Genomic DNA, 16017 nt, shown 5'->3' with positions numbered 1-16017 from the left:
TCAGCGCTTGGTGGCGATGAGCGTGGAGGCGTCGGAGGCCACCATGACCTCCACGGTGGTGAAGCGCTCGTCGGTGAGCCACTGCTCACGCAGGGTGTCGACCCGGCCGTAGGCGATGGGCGGCCACATCTCGCACGGCGTGAAGTCGTCGAGCACCACGATGCCGCCGTCCTCCACCAGGTTGGCGACGGCGTCGACCCCGACCTCGGTGGGCTCCCCGGAGTCGAGGAACAGCAGGGAGTAGGGGCCGCGGTCCAGCAGCGTGGACCAGTCGGCGGCCAGCACCTCGACCTGCGGGTCGTCGGTGAAGATCTCGGCGGCGGCCCCGGCCAGCCGCGGGTCCAGCTCGGCGGTCACGATCCGGGCCTTCTCGCCCCGCACCCCCGAGCGCAGCCACGCGGTGCCGACGCCGGTGCCGGTGCCGAACTCCGCCATGGTCCCGTCGCGGGTGGCGGCCAGCATGGCCAGCAGCCGGCCGGTCTCGTTGCGGCAGAAGGAGACGTAGCCCGCGCGGCGCGAGACGTCGAAGGCGCGCCGCACGATCTCGGGAAGGTCGGGAGGCGCGGACATGCCAGGAGTCTGGTCGCCCGCCCGTTCGCCCGGGCCGCCGCGTCTCGTCATCCGGTCACTTCCGGCAAACCCCTTGGCCGGCCGGGGGAGGCCGCCCTAGGCTCTGGCCATCATGCGGAGCGTGTTCGTACTCATCGACTGCCGCGGCGAGGCCTGACGAGAGGCCACCTCGCCGCGGTGTTCGGCGTTGCGTGGGCCTCTCTCCCGATCGAGTGACCTCCCTGTCTGGGACCTCCTCGATCATCCGGCTCCGACGACGCCCGCCGCAGCGGGTCGCCAGCGCTCGACCAGCGCGATCCGCGACCGTCCGCTGACTGCCCCGTGCGACCCACGAGGTGACGCCACCCGCTCCGGCGGTCGGTGTCGGAAACCGGTTCACCACCTGCACGACCCAGAACCGCACCACCGACACGACCAGACCAGGAGACAGCCATGTACGAGATGTATCCCGAGTGGGGCCCCGCCAAGCACCGCGAGGAGGGCGGCCGCGACGGCGCCTGGGAGCACACCGGCGCCGTCCAGACGGCGCTTGACCTGCGAGACAAGGGCGCCCAGCGACCGGACGACAACTAGCGTTCGCCCCCATGAGCACCCTGCAGCTGGCAGTCATCCCGGGCGACGGCATCGGGCCGGAGGTCACCGCCGAGGCCCTCAAGGTCCTCGAGGTCGCGGCGCCGTCCGACGTCAAGGTCGAGCCCACCCGCTACGACCTGGGCGCCGAGCGGTACCTCGCCACCGGCGAGGTGCTGCCCGACAGCGTGCTCGCCGAGGTCCGCGGGCACGACGCCATCCTGCTGGGGGCCGTGGGCGGCAAGCCGAACGACCCGAACCTGCCCCCCGGCATCCTGGAGCGCGGGCTGCTGCTGCGGCTGCGCTTCGAGCTGGACCACTACGTGAACCTGCGCCCCTCGCGCATCTTCCCCGGCGTGGTCTCGCCGCTCTCCGAGGCGGTCGTGGGCGGTCGTGAGATCGACTTCGTGGTCGTGCGCGAGGGCACCGAGGGCCCCTACACGGGCAACGGCGGCGCGCTGCGGGTCGGCACCCCGGCCGAGGTGGCCACCGAGGTGTCGGTCAACACCGCGTTCGGCGTCGAGCGCGTGGTGCGCGACGCGTTCGCCCGCGCGCAGCGCCGCCCCCGCAAGAAGCTGACGCTGGTCCACAAGACCAACGTGCTCGTGCACGCCGGCGCCGTGTGGTGGCGCCTGGTGCAGCAGGTGGCCAGCGAGTTCCCGGAGGTCACCGTCGACTACATGCACATCGACGCCGCGATGATCTTCATGAGCACCGACCCCGCTCGCTTCGACGTGATCGTCACCGACAACCTCTTCGGCGACATCATCACCGACCTCGCTGCCGCCATCACCGGTGGCATCGGGCTCGCGGCCTCCGGCAACGTCAACCCCGACCGCACCGCGCCCTCGATGTTCGAGCCCGTCCACGGCTCGGCGCCCGACATCGCGGGCCAGGGCAAGGCCGACCCCACCGCCGCGATCCTCTCGGCCTCGCTGCTGCTCGACCACCTCGGGCACGCCGAGGCCGCGGCCGCCGTCGAGGCCGCCGTCATCGCCGACCTCGCCGAGCGGACGCCGGGCACCACCCGCAGCACCGCCGAGGTCGGCGACGCCGTCGCCGCCCGCCTGGCCTGAGCCTCCCCGGAGCAGGGAGGCGCGCGCCGCGGCGCCTCCCTGACTCCTAGGAAGTTCGACTACCTTGACCCGCATGCAGATCAGCACCACGCCCGCCACCAGCCCGGTCCCCGACGAGCGGCTCGCCGAGATCCTGGCCAACCCCGGCTTCGGCACCCACTTCACCGACCACATGCTCACCGTGGAGTGGACGCCCGACGCCGGCTGGCACGACGCCCGGATCACGCCCTACGGCCCGCTGCAGATGGACCCGGCCACCGCGGTGCTGCACTACGCGCAGGAGACCTTCGAGGGCATGAAGGCCTACCGGCACGACGACGGCTCGGTGTGGTCCTTCCGGCCCGAGGAGAACGCCGCACGGATGGTGCGCTCCAGCCACCGGCTGGCCTTCCCCGAGCTGCCGGTCCAGGACTTCGTGGCGTGCGTCGACGCCCTCGTGCAAGCCGACGAGCGCTGGGTGCCCGACAATGCGGGGGAGAAGAGCCTCTACCTGCGGCCGTTCATGTTCGCCAGCGAGGTCTTCCTCGGCGTCCGGCCCTCCCAGCACGTCACCTTCATGGTGATCGCCAGCCCCGCGGGGGCCTACTTCAAGGGCGGCGTCAAGCCGGTGACGCTGTGGCTCACCGAGGAGTACACGCGCGCCGGGCGGGGTGGCATGGGTGCGGCCAAGACCGGCGGCAACTACGCCAGCTCGCTGGTCGCCCAGCAGGAGGCCATCGGCCAGGGCTGCGACCAGGTGGTCTTCCTCGACGGCCAGGAGGGCCGCTACATCGAAGAGCTCGGCGGCATGAACCTCTACTTCGTCTTCGACGACGGCACCATCGCCACCCCCGCGACCGGCACGATCCTCGAGGGCATCACCCGCGCCTCGATCATCGAGCTGGCCGGCAAGCTCGGCCACCAGGTCGAGGAGCGTCGCGTCAGCATCGACGAGTGGCGCGAGGGCGTCACCAGCGGCCGGATCACCGAGATCTTCGCCTGCGGCACCGCCGCTGTCGTCACGCCCGTGGGGTCGTTGAAGTCGGCCGCCGGCGAGGTGCCCGCCCCCGCCTCCACCGACCTCACGATGCGGCTGCGCCAGGCGCTCGTCGACATCCAGTTCGGCCGCGCCGAGGACACCTTCGGCTGGATGCACCGCATCGTCTGAGCGGGCCGCCCGGTCAGCCCTCGCGCCGGCCTCGGGCGAGCTCGGTGTCGAGCGCGTCGAGGCGCTGCTCCCAGAACCGTCGGAAACCCTCGAGCCAGCGGTCCACCTCGGCCAGCGGCTCAGGGTCGAGGGCGTAGAGGCGACGAGCGCCCTCGGGTCGCACCGTGGTGAAGCCGGCCTCGCGCAGCACCCGCAGGTGCATCGAGACCGCGGGCTGACTGATGCCGAACTCGTCCCCGATGGCGGCCGCGAGCGCGCCGGCGGGCTGCTCGCCGTCGGCCAGCAGCTCCAGCAGGCGACGTCGCACCGGGTCGCCCAGGACGTCGAGCGCGTGCACGGCTCAGGCGTCCCCGGGGTCGTGCTCGGTGCCGGCGCCGGTGTAGAAGGCGAAGGTGCGGTCGGCGGCGGCGCGCGCCTGCTCCTCGGGTGTGCCCCACGCGACGGCGGCCGCGGCCCAGCCGTCGGCGGCCTCGCGCATCAGCTCGGTCAGGCCGGGCATGGTGACCAGCTCGGCCTCGGTGGGGCGCGGTGCCTCGGGGGCGGCGAGGTGCTCGGCCATCCCCATCAGGCCCAGCTCCCAGCCGAGGCCGGTGGCGCCGGGGCCGTAGGTGGCGTCGAACTCGGCGAAGCCGGCGGGGTCGGCGCTGTGGTCGAGCTGCAGCAAGGTGCCCGCTGCCACCGGTCGCAGCGTGACGTCGACCCAGCTGTGGCCCTCGGGCATCTCCCAGGTGAGGCTGAGCAGCTCGGGCTCGCGGCACACCAGCACCTGGCCCCCGGCGTTGCCCTCCACCTGGTAGCGCCCTCCCACGCGCAGGTCACCGGTGACCGGCGCGAACCAGCGGGCGAGCCGCTCGGGCGTCGTCAGGGCGTGCCACACCTCGTCGGGCGCGGCCGCGTAGGTGCGGTGCACGGTGAGCATCCGCAGCTCCGTGCCCTCGCGGGTGACGGTGTGCAGCGAGCGCTCGGCGGCGCCGAGGTGGTCGGCGGGGGAAAAGGTCATGGTCGGCTCCAGGATCGGCGAAGATTCAGTGACAACTTATATCAGTACCTGCTGATCAACGACAGTCCCGGCGACGTCGAGCGGCCCGCCTCACGACTCACGCGGCAGTGCGCCGCGTAGATTGAGCGCGTGACCGCTGCGCCCACCCCCACCCCGCCGTCGGGCACGCACGGCGTCGAGGGGGCCCTCGGCGTCGTCGGCGAGTACCAGCTGCTCGCCAAGATCGGCGAGGGCGGCATGGGCATCGTGCACCTGGCGCGACGGCCCGGCGGCGAGCGCGTGGCGCTGAAGATGCTGCGCCCCCACATCGTCGGCGACGACGAGGCGCGGGCGCGCCTCGCGCGCGAGGTCAACTCCCTCTCGCGCATCCGCAGCCGCTGGGTGGCCGAGATCGTCGACGCCGACCCGTGGGCGCCCGTGCCGTTCGTGGCCACCCGCTACGTGCCCGGGCTGCCGCTGCACGACCACGTCACCGAGGAGGGCCCGATCGGGGGCGCCGACCTGGTGTGGCTGGCCGCGTGCCTGGCCGAGGGGCTCGCCGCCGTGCACGAGGTCGGCGTGCTGCACCGCGACGTCAAGCCCTCGAACGTGCTGATGGAGGGGCGCACCCCCATCCTGATCGACTTCGGTCTGGCCCGGCTGGCCGACGACCCGCGGCTCACCCACACCGGCTGGCTGCTGGGCACCCCCGGCTACCTCGCGCCCGAGATCCTCTACGGCGACGACGCCTCGCCCGCCTCCGACCTGCACTCCTGGGCCGCCACCGTGGCCTTCGCCGCCACCGGCAACCCGCCCTTCGGGCGCGGCCCCTCGATGGCGATCATGGACCGGGTGCGTCGCGGCGAGCACGACCTGACCGGCGTGCCCGAGCCGCTGCGCGACGTCGTCGCGGCGGCGCTCGACCCGGACCCCGCGCGGCGGCCCACGCTGCTGCAGGTGCTGGAGTGGCTGCGCCCCCAGACCACGCGGCCGGCCAGCCGCGCCGAGACCCCGGCCCCGCCGACCGGTGCCGGCGAGGACATCTTCACCCTGCCGCTGGCGCTCGCCGCCCAGGGTGCGCTCGAGGCAGCGACGGCGCACGTGCCCGACGGCCCCGGCGAGCGGCTCGAACCGCACGCTCCCGAGCCCGGCGACCTGCCCTCGCCGACGCTGGTGATGCCGACCGTGGTGGAGCCGCGCCCCACGCCCCCGGGGCCGCCTCCCCCCGCACCGCCGCTCGCCCGGCCGGTCGCACCTCCTGCTGCCGTCGCGCCCGCCGTCGCGTACCGGCCCGTCACCACGCCGCCGGTCCAGCCGGTGCCGCCGGGCGTGAGCGGCAGCGAGTGGGAGCGCCGCTGGGACGAGGAGAACGGCCTGGCCGAGGAGACGGCTGCGCCGGTCCCCGCGGCCGAGCGGCTGCGGCGCGGCTCGCTCGTCGCCGCCGGTGCGCTCCTGGTGGGCGCGGCGACGGCAGCGGCACCCTGGCTGACGCTGGTGGGGGTGTGCGTGGTCGTCTGGTTGCTGCGCTCCGGCTCCCTGGCGGCCAGCTCGCTGCGCCAGCACCAGCAGCGCCGCGGCCGCAAGTGGTACGACGGCGCCCGCACCGCCGTCGCCTCGCCCTGGCACGTGGTGGCCTCGCTGCCCGGCACCGTGGGCCTGCTGCTGTGGGCCGCCGGGCTCGGGGTGGCCGCCGCCCTGCTTTGCTACGCCGTCGCCGCGGGGTTGGGGGCCACGCTCGCCGTCAGCGGTGCCGTGTTCGCGCTCTCGCTGTGGTGGGGCCCGGGCGGCAGCCGGGTGCGCGGGCCGCTGGGCCTCGTCGTGGCGCCGACCGCCCGGTCGGTGGGCGGGTGGCTCGCCGCCGTCGCCCTGGTGCTGGCCGCGACGGCCGGCCTGGGCCTGCGCGTGGGTGCCGAGGGCACCTCCTGGGCGCCGGCCTCCGAGCGGCCGTTCGCCGGGTACTCGGTGCCCGAGGGCGGCATCCTGAACCCCGGCCCCTGACCCGTCGACCAGACGCCCCTGACCGGATGCCGGGATCGGTGGCCGCGATCGGGACGCCGTGGCAGCATGGGGGCGTGATCCGCAGCACCCGCACCATCATCATCGCCTAGCGCGTCGAGCACCCGCTCGCGCGCCACCTCTCGTTCGCGGGAGGTTTTTTTGTGCCCAGACCCACCAGAGGACCGCACCCCATGGACCTGCACGGCGACTTCCACGTCTACGACACCACCCTGCGCGACGGCGCGCAGCAGGAGGGGCTCAACCTCACCGTCGCCGACAAGCTGAACATCGCCCGGCACCTCGACGGGCTGGGCGTCGGGTACATCGAGGGCGGCTGGCCCGGCGCCAACCCCAAGGACACCGAGTTCTTCCGGCGGGCCCGCGAGGAGCTGCATCTGACGCACGCGCGGCTGACCGCGTTCGGCGCCACCCGGCGCGCCGGCGTCGCGGCCGCTGACGACCCGCTGGTGGCGGCGCTGCGCGAGAGCGGCGCGGGCGTGGTGACGCTGGTGGCCAAGTCGCACGACCGGCACGTGGAGCTGGCGCTGCGCACGACCTTGGAGGAGAACCTGGCGATGGTGCGCGACACCGTCAGCCACCTGCGCGCCGAGGGCCAGCAGGTCTTCCTCGACGCCGAGCACTTCTTCGACGGCTACCGCGCCAACCGCGACTACGCGCTCGAGGTGCTGCGCACGGCCTTCGAGGCCGGCGCCGAGGTGGCCGCGCTGTGCGACACCAACGGCGGCATGCTGCCCGGCTGGGTCTCCGACGTCGTCCACGACGTCGTCGAGAGCACCGGCGGCAGGGTCGGCATCCACGCGCACAACGACTCCGGCTGCGCGGTGGCCAACTCGCTGGCCGCCATCGACGCCGGCGCCTCGCACGTGCAGGGCTGCATCAACGGCTACGGCGAGCGCACCGGCAACGCCGACCTGGTGACCGTGGTGGCCAACCTCGAGCTCAAGCTCGGCCGCCAGGTGCTGCCGCAGGGCCTGCTGCGCGAGGCGACCCGGGTGGCGCACGCCGTCGCCGACGTCACGAACTTCCCGCCCGCCTCGCGCCAGCCCTACGTGGGCAGCTCGGCGTTCGCGCACAAGGCCGGCCTGCACGCCAGCGCCATCAAGGTCGACCCCGACCTCTACCAGCACATGGACCCCGGGGGCGTGGGCAACGACATGCGGCTGCTGGTCTCCGACATGGCCGGCCGCGCGTCCATCGAGCTGAAGGGGCGCGAGCTCGGCTTCGACCTTTCCGGCGACAAGGAGCTGGTCACCCGGGTCACCGACCGGGTCAAGCAGCTGGAGGCCCGCGGCTACACCTTCGAGGCCGCCGACGCCTCCTTCGAGCTGCTGCTCGTCGAGGAGGTCGAGGGCGCCCGCCCCAGCTACTTCGAGGTCGAGAGCTGGCGGGTGATCACCGAGACCCTGACCCACGCGGTGCCGGGGGAGGAGGCGGTCTCGGAGGCGACGGTGAAGCTCAAGGCCCAGGACGTGCGCTACGTCGTCACCGGTGAGGGCAACGGCCCGGTCAACGCCCTGGACTCCGCACTGCGCGCCGCCATCGGGCAGGCCTACCCCGGCGTCGCCAAGTTCGAGCTGATCGACTACAAGGTGCGCATCCTCGACCAGGGTCACGGCACCGACGCCATCACCCGCGTGCTCATCGAGACCAGCGACGGCGAGTCCTCGTGGGTCACCGTGGGCGTGGGTGCCAACGTCATCGAGGCCTCGTGGGGGGCGCTCGTGGACGGGCTGACCTACGGGCTCAGGCGCCAGGGGGCCTGACGACGCGGGCCACCAGGTCGGCCCACCCGCGGTAGACGCGTTCGACGGAGAAGCCGTCCACGCGCACCTGCTGCTCGAGGATCGGCACCTCCAGCGGCGCCAGGATCGCGGTCGCCAGGATCGGGAGATCGCCGCTCACCCCGAGCTCGGCGAGCAGGTGGCGCACGTGCATCGCCACGAAGGAGTAGGGCGCCCCGGAGCTGGCCGCGCTCTGGCCGGCGGCGCTGATCAGCTCCGAGTGCAGGAGCGTCGCCTCCAGGCGGGAGCGCCCGAACGCCAGGAGTCGCTCCAGCGGCGGAGCGCCGGGGCCGAGCGGCGGGGGGCCGGTGATCACCGAGGCCTGCCAGGCCGACTCGGAGTGGTCGAGCAGCGCCGCCATCAGCCCCTCGCGGGAGCCGAAGCGGCGGAACACCGTGCCCTTGCCGACGCCGGCCCGCGCCGCGACCGCCTCGGTGGTGACGGCGGCGACCCCGTGCTCCTCGACGAGCGCACGGGCCGCGACCAGCAGGGCCTCGCGGTTGCGGGCGGCGTCGGCCCGCTCGCGCGCAGGTGCGCCCGACCCCAGCATGGGCAGCAGCGGGCGCTCGGGGGTCACGCGCACACCCTAGTGACGTGCTGCCGTCGAGCCACGCCGTCCGGACAGTGGTGGGTGTCCTGGTCGGCACCGAGCCGGCCGTTCGCGCCACCTGAGCGCTACGGTCGGGTGCGTGAGCGAGATCCACGACCTGACCGCGCTCGAGCAGGGCGCGCTGGTGGCCCGCGGCGAGGTGAGCTCCACCGAGCTGGTGGAGCACTACCTGGAGCGGGCCGAGCGGCTCGACGACGTCGGCGCCTTCGTGACGCTGACGGCGAGCCAGGCGCGCAGCAGCGCCCAGCACCTGGCGCTGGCTCCGGCGGTGGCTGGTGACTCGCCCCTGCGCGGGGTGCCCACGGCGATCAAGGACCTCAACCTGACCGCGGGGGTGCCCACCCGCTTCGGGTCACCGGTCTTCGCCGACCACGTGCCGGAGGTCAGCGACGCCGTCGCGCTGGCGATCGGTGAGGCCGGGATGCCCAGCCTCGGCAAGACGAGCACGCCGGAGTTCGGGTCGCCCTGCTACACCGAGCCGGAGGGCGCGCCACCGGCGGTGACGCCGTGGGACCGCAGCCGGATGGCCGGCGGATCCTCGGGCGGAGCCGCGGCCGCGGTGGCAGCCGGCCTGGTGCCGGTGGCCCAGGGATCCGACGGCGGGGGGTCCATCCGGATCCCGGCCTCGTGCTGCGGGCTGGTGGGCCTCAAGCCCTCGCGGGGGCGGATCAGCGGGTTCCCGATGTACGGCGACCCGGTGGGCCTCGGCACCTCGGGCTCGATCGCGCGCACCGTGCGCGACGCCGCTGCGCTCCTCGACGTGCAGGCCGGACGGCGACCCGGCGACCCGGCGTGGGCGCCGGCGCCGGCGGGCTCTGGTGCCTCGCTGTTCCTCGAGGCCTGCGACCGCGAGCCGGGACTGCTGCGCATCGCACGCTTCGCCACGCCGGTGATCGCTGCTGACAGCCCCGTCGACCCGGAGTGCCTGGCGGCCTACGAGGATGCCTCGAAGCTGCTGGAGGGCCTCGGCCACGACGTGGACGACGTTCCCGTCCCGTTACCGCTCGAGGCAGTGCCCGTCTTCGAGACGTGTTGGGCGGTGCTCACCGCGCTCTCGGTGGAGCCGCTGCCCGAGGCGGCGCGCGAGCGGCTGCGCCCGCTCACCCGGTGGCTGGCCGAGCGCGGCTTCGCCGTCAGCGGCCCGCGGTTCGGCCTGGCCGTCGGCGAGCTGCGACGGCTGGCGGCGCGGGCGCTCGAGGCGTTGGCGCCCTACGACGCCGTGCTCACCCCCACGGTCGCGACGCCGCCGCTGCCGGTGGGCGCCATCCGCGACGACGCCGACCCCGCGCGCGACTTCGAGAACCAGAAGCGCTTCACGCCCTGGACCTCGGCCTGGAACGTGACCGGCATGCCGGCCGTCTCGCTGCCGCTGCACTGGACCTCGCCCACCGAGACGACGCCGACCCTGCCGGTGGGTGTCATGCTCGCCGCGCGCCCCGCCGAGGAGGAGCTGCTGCTCTCGCTCGCCGCGCAGGTCGAGGCCGCCGCCCCGTGGCACCACCGGCGACCGCCCGGCTGGTGATCTCGCACCGGTGATCGAGTAGCGCCGTCCCGAGGCACGAGGGGCGGGGCGTGCCGAGATCCCGTGAGTCGACCGTCCTCCGGTGACCCACGACCTCAGGCCAGCGCCGGCAGGCCCCACGCCTTGCGGAACTCCGCGGGGTCGAGGGTCTCGAGCTGCTCGTGCACCACGGCCAGCAGCTCGGGGACGGCGTCGGGCGCGGGCAGCGGGACCCGCAGCTCCTCGCCGCCGTCGTGACGACGCCGCACCACCAGGTCGCCGGCACGGCTGAGCTCCATCCGCCCACCGCTGGCGGCGCACCACAGGTCGGCGAGGCCGCGCAGCACCCGCAGGGGCGCCGAGTAGTGCCGGGGCTCGAGGCCGACGACGTACACCTCGTCGGCGCAGCCGGGTTCGAGCGTGGCGGTCATGCCTCCAGGCTACGCCGCGGGCGAGGGCTTGCTCCTGACGTGGCGTGAGGTCCTAGCGTTCGGGCCATGAGGAACGAGGGCCGGAGCATCGGCGAGGTGGCGGCGCGCACGGGGCTCACCGAGCGCACGTTGCGCTACTACGAGGAGCTGGGGCTGGTGTCGCCGGCACGCGACGGCGGCGGCCGGCGCCGCTACGACCAGGTGAGCCTGGACCGTCTCTACCGGGTGCGGCTGCAGCGCGACCTGGGCACACCGCTGGCCCGGGTGAGTCCTGACGACGCCGACGTGCTGACGCTGACCGGCGACCACCTGGCCGGCCTCGACGCCGAGATCGCTGCTCTCGCCCGGCGTCGCGAGCGGGTGCGCGCGGTGCAGGACCGGCTGATGAGGGGTACCGACCCCGCGCCCACGGAGCTGCTCGACCTGCTCGCCGGCCTGGGAGCGGACGAGACGGTGCCCACCCGTCGCCTGACGCTCCTGGTCTACCGCGACCTGTCCGCCGCGCACGAGCACCTGGTGGAGGTGCTGGGCTTCGGTGCGGGACCGGTCACCCGCGATGATGACGGGCGCGTCGTCCACGCCGAGGTGCACGTGGGCGACGGCGTCGTGTGGCTGCACCCCGAGCTGACGACGGCGCGGTTGGCCTCGCCCGCGACGGTGGGCAGCGCCTCTGCCTGCCTGGCGGTCGAGGTCGACGACGTCGAGGCGCACCACGCGCGGCTGGTGGCGGCTGGTGCGCGGATCGACTACGCGCCGACCGACATGCCCTACGGCGTGCGGGAGTACGGCGTGCGCGACCTCGAGGACCACCTGTGGTCCTTCCAGCAGCCCCTGCCCGAGTCCGACGCCCGATCCGAGGAGACCTGATGGCTGGCCAGATGACGTTGACCCCTTACCTGTGCGTGGCCGGTGCTGCACGGGCGATCGACTGGTACACCGAGGTCCTGGGTGCGCAGGTGACCCACGAGCCGATCCTGATGGAGGACGGGCGGGTCGGGCACGTCGAGCTCGCCGTGGGTGGCTCCGACGGCGCCCGCTGGATGATGAGCGACGAGTTCGACCAGGCGGGCGTCGCCGGCCCGGACACCGGCCGCGGGGCCGCCGTCACGCTGCACCTGGGCCTGCCCGGCGCGGACGACGTCGATGCCGTGGCCGCCCGCGTGGTGGCGGCCGGCGTCACCCTCGACCGCGGGCCGGAGACCAGCGACCCCGCCGGCCGGGTCGCCGTGTTCCGCGACCCGTTCGGTCACCGCTGGTTCCTCAACGCGCCTGCCTGAGCCCGTGGTCGACGGCCCGGCTCAGTCGTCGGCGATGCCGCGCGCGTGCAACGCGTCGCCGGTGGCGCGGGCGTGCGCGACCGAGCGGATGACCATGGGTGTGAGCAGTGCTCTCAGGTTGCGGTCGAGTCCGCGCGCCTGGGCCGCCTGGCGGGTCTCGCGGCCGATCTCGAGCGTGGTGGGGATCGCGCGGATCATCAACGAGAACGCCAGGGCCACCAGTGCGGGGTCGACGCCGAGTCGCCGGAACGGGCCGAGCGCGCGGGTCAGGGTGTCGAGCAACTCGTCGACCGAGGTCGTCACCGTGAGCACCGTCGCGAGCAGCACCAGCCCCACCAGGGCCCCGACGACGGCGAAGGCGTGCGCCCACCCCTGCTGCCACGCCTGCCAGGCGGTGAGCAGCGCCATCACCATCAGCAGGCCACGCAGGGTGCGCGCCAGCAGCCGCAGTCGCACGCGGGCGACGGCGAGCAGGGCCAGCACGACGGCCACGAGCACCCCCGAGGTGGCGGGGGAGCGGTAGGCCACGACGACCACGCTGATCACCGCCATCGCCGTCAGCTTCACGCCCGCCGGCATCCGGTGCAGGAAGGTCGTGCCGGGCTGGTAGACGCCGAGCAGGTCAGACATCGCTCACCCGCTCACCAGGCGCTCGCCCGGTAGTGCTCGACGACCTCGGCCGGGGCGCCGTCGGCCACGACGCGGCCGTGCTCCACCAGCAGCGCGCGCTCGCAGCGCAGCGCGAGGTCGAGGTCGTGGGTCACGAGCAGCAGCTGCTGGCGCAGGCCGAAGAGCAGCTCGGCGATCCGGCGGGTGTTGACGAGGTCGAGCAGGGTGGTGGGCTCGTCGGCCACGAGCACCTCGGGGTCGGTGGCGAGCACCCCGGCGATGGCGAGCAGCTGGCGCTGGCCGCCGGAGAGCGAGTGCACGCTGCGCTCGGCCAGCTGCTCCAGGCCGTACCCCTCGAGGACCCGCAGCGCGGCGGCGGTGCGCTCCTCGCGGTCGCGGTGGGTGTGTCGCAGCGAGAGGGCGACGTCCTCGACGACGGTGGGCATCACCAGCTGCGCGGAGGGGTCGGTGAACACGAAGGCGACCCGCCGTCGGACCTCGCGGCCCTGCTTCGCGACGTCGAGACCGTCGACGACGACCCGGCCCGTGGCGGCCCCGACCAGCCCGTTGACCAGGCGGGCGAGCGTGGACTTGCCCGAGCCGTTCGGGCCGATCAGCGCGACCCGCTGCTCGGTGAGGGTGAGCGTGGTCGGGGCGAGGATCTGCACCTCGCCCTGACCGGTGGTGGCCCGGACCGAGGCCTCCTGCAGCTCGATCCGGCTCACGCCGGCAGGCGCTCCTCGCCGGCGTCGGAGGTCACCGAAGCGGCGGCACCGCGGCGGCGTCGGGCGGGCAGCAGGTCGGGGAAGGCCCGGTGCACGGCGGTGGCGACGAGGGCCATCGCGATGTTCTTCAGCACGTCCCCCGGGAAGAACTGGGTGTCGTAGATGAAGGCCTCCTTGATGCCCAGGTCGGCGCGCCAGGCCAGGTTGAGCGGCCCGAGGGTGTGGATGAACAGGAAGCTGCTGAGCAGGCCGGCGGTGAAGACGAGGGTGAAGTCGGTGGCGCGCTGGCGGTTGCGCTGCACGATGAAGCCGCAGAGCGCGGCGGCCAGCGGGAAGGCCACCAGGTAGCCGGCGGTGGGGCCGGTGAAGTGGCCGACGCCGGCTGCGCCGCCCGAGAAGATCGGTAGACCGATGGCGCCGCCGGCCAGGTAGAGCACCACGGCCAGGAAGCCGCGGGAGGGGCCGAGGCAAGCACCGCAGAGCAGCACGGCGAAGGTCTGCAGCGAGAAGGGGACGCCGACGCCGGTCTTGATGTCGGGCAGCAGCGCGGTGGCGGCGATGATGGCGGCGAAGCCGGCCACCAGGGCGACGTCGGTGGCGGGGGAGCGGCGGTTCATGGGCGGTCTCGCTTCTGGCTACTCGAGCTGGTCGGACCTGAACGGTGGTCAGGTGAACGGCGTTCAGGTTAGGGTGCTCCCGGCACCAGGTCAACGTGACGTGGTCGGGGGATCGGAGGGCGGACGTGCGCTACACCCGCGCCACCGTCGTCGACCGGGCCCTGGAGGTGCTCGACCGCCACGGGCTCGCCGACCTGAGCATGCGCCGCCTCGGCGCCGAGCTAGGCGTCCGCCCCAGCGCGCTGTACCACCACGTGCCGAGCAAGCAGGTGCTGCTCGCCGCCGTCGCGGACGAGCTGCTGGCCCGCGGTCGCCGTCCGGCCGTCGAGCAGGTGTGGGACGCACGCGTCGTCGAGGTGTGCACCGCGCTGCGCGAGGCGATGCTGGCCTACCGCGACGGAGCCGAGGTGGTGGCCACCGCCTACGCCTTCGGCCTCGGGGCCGGCGAGCCCGCCGAGGAGCTGCTCGAGGTGCTGCTCGCCGCCGGTCTGCCCGACGACGTCGCCGCCGTCGCCACCCGCACCCTGCTGCACTTCGTCTTCGGCCACGTGGTCGACGAGCAGACCCACCTGCAGGCCGGCAGCGCCGGCGCTATCGACGCCCCGCCCCGCGAGGGGTCGGACTTCGCGCTCGGGCTGGCGTTCGTCGTCGACGGGATCCGGGTGCGGGTCGCCGGTGACCGCACGACCACGGCCGGCTGACCGCGGCCGGTCAGGCCGTGGCGATGAAGTCGCGCAGCGCGCGTGCGAAGCGCTCCGGGTCGTCCAGGTGCGGGAAGTGCCCGGCGCCGTCGAAGATCTCGACGCGACAGTCGGGCAGGGCCTCCTGGGCGCTGCGCGCGTGGGCGACGGGGATCATGTGGTCCTTGGAGCCCCAGACGATGAGGGTCGGGATCGGCAGCGCACCCTCCAGGTGGTCGTGCGCGCTGATGCTCTGCCCGCCGACGTCGATGACGGCGCGGGTGGTCGCCAGGAAGGCACGCCGGCTCCCGCGGTCGCCGAGCGACCTGAAGCCGCGCCAGACGGCGTCGACGTCGGAGCCGGGCTTCCAGCCGACCTTCGCGGCGCCCCGGCCGAGCAGCTCGACCTGCGAGAGCACCGGGGTCGAGGCGGCGATGCTGAGCACCCGGGCGGCGCCGGGCAGCGTCGCGGCGCGCAGCACCAGGTTGACCTCACGGCCGAGGCCGCCGCTGGAGACCAGCACCAGCCGCTCCACGCGCTCGGGGAAGAGGTAGAAGAACTGCATGGCGATGCCGCCGCCGAGCGAGTGCCCCACCAGCGTGACCCGCTCGATGCCGAGGTGGTCGAGCAGGTCGCGCATGGCGGCGGCGTGGGCGCTGAGGGAGTAGTCGCCGAACGGCTTCGCCGACTCGCCGTGGCCGAACAGGTCGGGCAGCACCACCCGGTGGTCGTCGTCCATCTGGTCGACGAGGTGCTCCCACTGCCGCTGCGACCCGAGGATGCCGTGGATGAAGAGCACCACCGGCCCCGAGCCGCTGTCGACGTAGGAGAGCTCGTGGCTGTGCAGGACGACCTTGCGCGGAACCAGCGGGCCATGGGGGTCCTCGGGATCGACGGGGTGGGTGGCCACGGTATCGCCGAGCGGTCCCGCCGACGTGGGCGGCGCCGAGCCGCGCCGGGGCGGGTCAGATGCCGAACGGCTCCGCGTAGCGGACGGTGCCGCTCGGCGGGGTGCGGTCGGGGTCCAGCGACATCGCCATGAGGGCCTCGTCGGGGACGTCGACGGAGAGCCGGATGCCGAGGAGCGACGCCCGGCGGAACCCGAACCGCGGGTAGTAGTCCGGGTGCCCCAGGACGACGACGAAGGGGCCCTCGTCGTCGCGTGCGGCGTCGAGCACGGCGCTGATCGCGGCCGACCCGGCTCCCGTGCGCTGGTGGTCGGGCAGCACCGAGCACGGGGCCAGGCACAGGGCCGGGGCGTCGTCGATCCAGCACCGGGTGAGGAGCGCGTGCCCCACCACCTGGTCGTCCGCCGTGGTCGCGACCATCGAGAGCCCGTCGATCCACGCGTCATCCGCCCGGAGCGCGTCGACCAGGTCCGCCTCGTCGGCGGTCTCGAAGGCAGCGAGCGTCAGAGCACGCACG

General features: G+C 74.1%; 19 protein-coding genes. 9 read left to right on the top strand and 10 right to left on the bottom strand.

Features of this window, described 5'->3' with window-relative positions; all coding sequences use genetic code 11:
- Complete coding sequence (locus ABD948_RS09005) at nt 1-570, bottom strand: O-methyltransferase (protein WP_345264908.1); 570 nt, start codon at nt 568-570, stop codon at nt 1-3.
- A 432-nt stretch (nt 571-1002) separates the two neighbouring features.
- On the opposite strand from ABD948_RS09005, the gene ABD948_RS09000 reads away from it, so the two are divergent.
- The 3 genes from ABD948_RS09000 (at nt 1003) to ABD948_RS08990 (ending at nt 3363) form a co-directional block, all read left to right on the top strand.
- Complete coding sequence (locus tag ABD948_RS09000; RefSeq protein ID WP_345264906.1) at nt 1003-1143, top strand: hypothetical protein; 141 nt, start codon at nt 1003-1005, stop codon at nt 1141-1143.
- 11 nt (nt 1144-1154) lie between these two features.
- On the top strand, nt 1155-2216 hold the full coding sequence (locus ABD948_RS08995) for a 3-isopropylmalate dehydrogenase (RefSeq protein ID WP_345264904.1): 1062 nt from the start codon (nt 1155-1157) through the stop codon (nt 2214-2216).
- Nucleotides 2217-2289: 73 nt separating this feature from the next.
- Nucleotides 2290-3363, top strand: coding sequence for a branched-chain amino acid aminotransferase (locus ABD948_RS08990; RefSeq protein WP_345264902.1), 1074 nt, complete (start codon nt 2290-2292; stop codon nt 3361-3363).
- 13 nt (nt 3364-3376) lie between these two features.
- Here ABD948_RS08990 and ABD948_RS08985 read toward each other — a convergent pair whose 3' ends face one another.
- A complete protein-coding gene (locus tag ABD948_RS08985) occupies nt 3377-3700 on the bottom strand; it encodes an ArsR/SmtB family transcription factor (protein ID WP_345264900.1) in 324 nt (107 codons plus the stop codon).
- Between the two features lie 3 nt (nt 3701-3703).
- On the bottom strand, nt 3704-4363 hold the full coding sequence (locus tag ABD948_RS08980) for an SRPBCC family protein (protein ID WP_345264898.1): 660 nt from the start codon (nt 4361-4363) through the stop codon (nt 3704-3706).
- A gap of 129 nt (nt 4364-4492) precedes the next feature.
- Here ABD948_RS08980 and ABD948_RS08975 point away from each other — a divergent pair, with 129 nt between their 5' ends.
- The gene (locus tag ABD948_RS08975; RefSeq protein WP_345264896.1) at nt 4493-6340 is read left to right on the top strand and encodes a serine/threonine-protein kinase; all 1848 of its coding nucleotides are present in this window, start codon (nt 4493-4495) and stop codon (nt 6338-6340) included.
- Nucleotides 6341-6531: 191 nt separating this feature from the next.
- Nucleotides 6532-8124, top strand: a complete 1593-nt coding sequence (gene cimA / locus ABD948_RS08970; protein WP_345264894.1) for a citramalate synthase — start codon at nt 6532-6534, stop codon at nt 8122-8124.
- Here the strand turns inward: cimA and ABD948_RS08965 are convergent.
- Nucleotides 8105-8719 (bottom strand): TetR/AcrR family transcriptional regulator, encoded by a 615-nt coding sequence (locus ABD948_RS08965; RefSeq protein ID WP_345264892.1) that lies wholly within the window; start codon nt 8717-8719, stop codon nt 8105-8107. The genes cimA and ABD948_RS08965 overlap by 20 nt on opposite strands.
- Nucleotides 8720-8831: 112 nt before the next feature.
- Between ABD948_RS08965 and ABD948_RS08960 the strand changes: the two genes are divergently transcribed.
- On the top strand, nt 8832-10274 hold the full coding sequence (locus ABD948_RS08960; RefSeq protein WP_345264890.1) for an amidase: 1443 nt from the start codon (nt 8832-8834) through the stop codon (nt 10272-10274).
- 95 nt (nt 10275-10369) lie between these two features.
- On the opposite strand, the gene ABD948_RS08955 is transcribed toward ABD948_RS08960, so the two are convergent.
- On the bottom strand, nt 10370-10684 hold the full coding sequence (locus ABD948_RS08955; protein ID WP_345264888.1) for a hypothetical protein: 315 nt from the start codon (nt 10682-10684) through the stop codon (nt 10370-10372).
- Between the two features lie 66 nt (nt 10685-10750).
- Between ABD948_RS08955 and ABD948_RS08950 the strand changes: the two genes are divergently transcribed.
- Together ABD948_RS08950 and ABD948_RS08945 are read left to right on the top strand one after the other, a co-directional pair.
- A complete protein-coding gene (locus ABD948_RS08950) occupies nt 10751-11551 on the top strand; it encodes a MerR family transcriptional regulator (protein WP_345264886.1) in 801 nt (266 codons plus the stop codon).
- 11 nt (nt 11552-11562) lie between these two features.
- Nucleotides 11563-11961 (top strand): VOC family protein, encoded by a 399-nt coding sequence (locus ABD948_RS08945; RefSeq protein WP_345264884.1) that lies wholly within the window; start codon nt 11563-11565, stop codon nt 11959-11961.
- Between the two features lie 21 nt (nt 11962-11982).
- Here ABD948_RS08945 and ABD948_RS08940 read toward each other — a convergent pair whose 3' ends face one another.
- The 3 genes from ABD948_RS08940 to ABD948_RS08930 are packed head-to-tail and all read right to left on the bottom strand — an operon-like array spanning nt 11983 to nt 13912.
- Complete coding sequence (locus tag ABD948_RS08940) at nt 11983-12591, bottom strand: energy-coupling factor transporter transmembrane component T family protein (RefSeq protein WP_345264882.1); 609 nt, start codon at nt 12589-12591, stop codon at nt 11983-11985.
- Between the two features lie 11 nt (nt 12592-12602).
- A complete protein-coding gene (locus tag ABD948_RS08935; protein WP_345264880.1) occupies nt 12603-13295 on the bottom strand; it encodes an energy-coupling factor ABC transporter ATP-binding protein in 693 nt (230 codons plus the stop codon).
- Nucleotides 13292-13912 (bottom strand): biotin transporter BioY, encoded by a 621-nt coding sequence (locus tag ABD948_RS08930; protein WP_345264878.1) that lies wholly within the window; start codon nt 13910-13912, stop codon nt 13292-13294. The genes ABD948_RS08935 and ABD948_RS08930 overlap by 4 nt, the downstream gene beginning before the upstream one ends.
- Nucleotides 13913-14037: 125 nt before the next feature.
- Here ABD948_RS08930 and ABD948_RS08925 point away from each other — a divergent pair, with 125 nt between their 5' ends.
- Complete coding sequence (locus tag ABD948_RS08925) at nt 14038-14613, top strand: TetR/AcrR family transcriptional regulator C-terminal domain-containing protein (RefSeq protein ID WP_345264876.1); 576 nt, start codon at nt 14038-14040, stop codon at nt 14611-14613.
- Nucleotides 14614-14623: 10 nt separating this feature from the next.
- On the opposite strand, the gene ABD948_RS08920 is transcribed toward ABD948_RS08925, so the two are convergent.
- Both ABD948_RS08920 and ABD948_RS08915 read right to left on the bottom strand, forming a co-directional pair.
- Complete coding sequence (locus ABD948_RS08920) at nt 14624-15502, bottom strand: alpha/beta fold hydrolase (protein WP_345264874.1); 879 nt, start codon at nt 15500-15502, stop codon at nt 14624-14626.
- A gap of 55 nt (nt 15503-15557) precedes the next feature.
- A complete protein-coding gene (locus tag ABD948_RS08915) occupies nt 15558-16016 on the bottom strand; it encodes a GNAT family N-acetyltransferase (RefSeq protein WP_345264872.1) in 459 nt (152 codons plus the stop codon).
- Nucleotide 16017: the final 1 nt, after the last annotated feature.

Source organism: Nocardioides nanhaiensis, from assembly GCF_039542785.1.
Taxonomy (GTDB): Bacteria; Actinomycetota; Actinomycetes; order Propionibacteriales; family Nocardioidaceae; genus Nocardioides; species Nocardioides nanhaiensis.
This window is presented reverse-complemented; position numbering and strand designations above follow the sequence as displayed.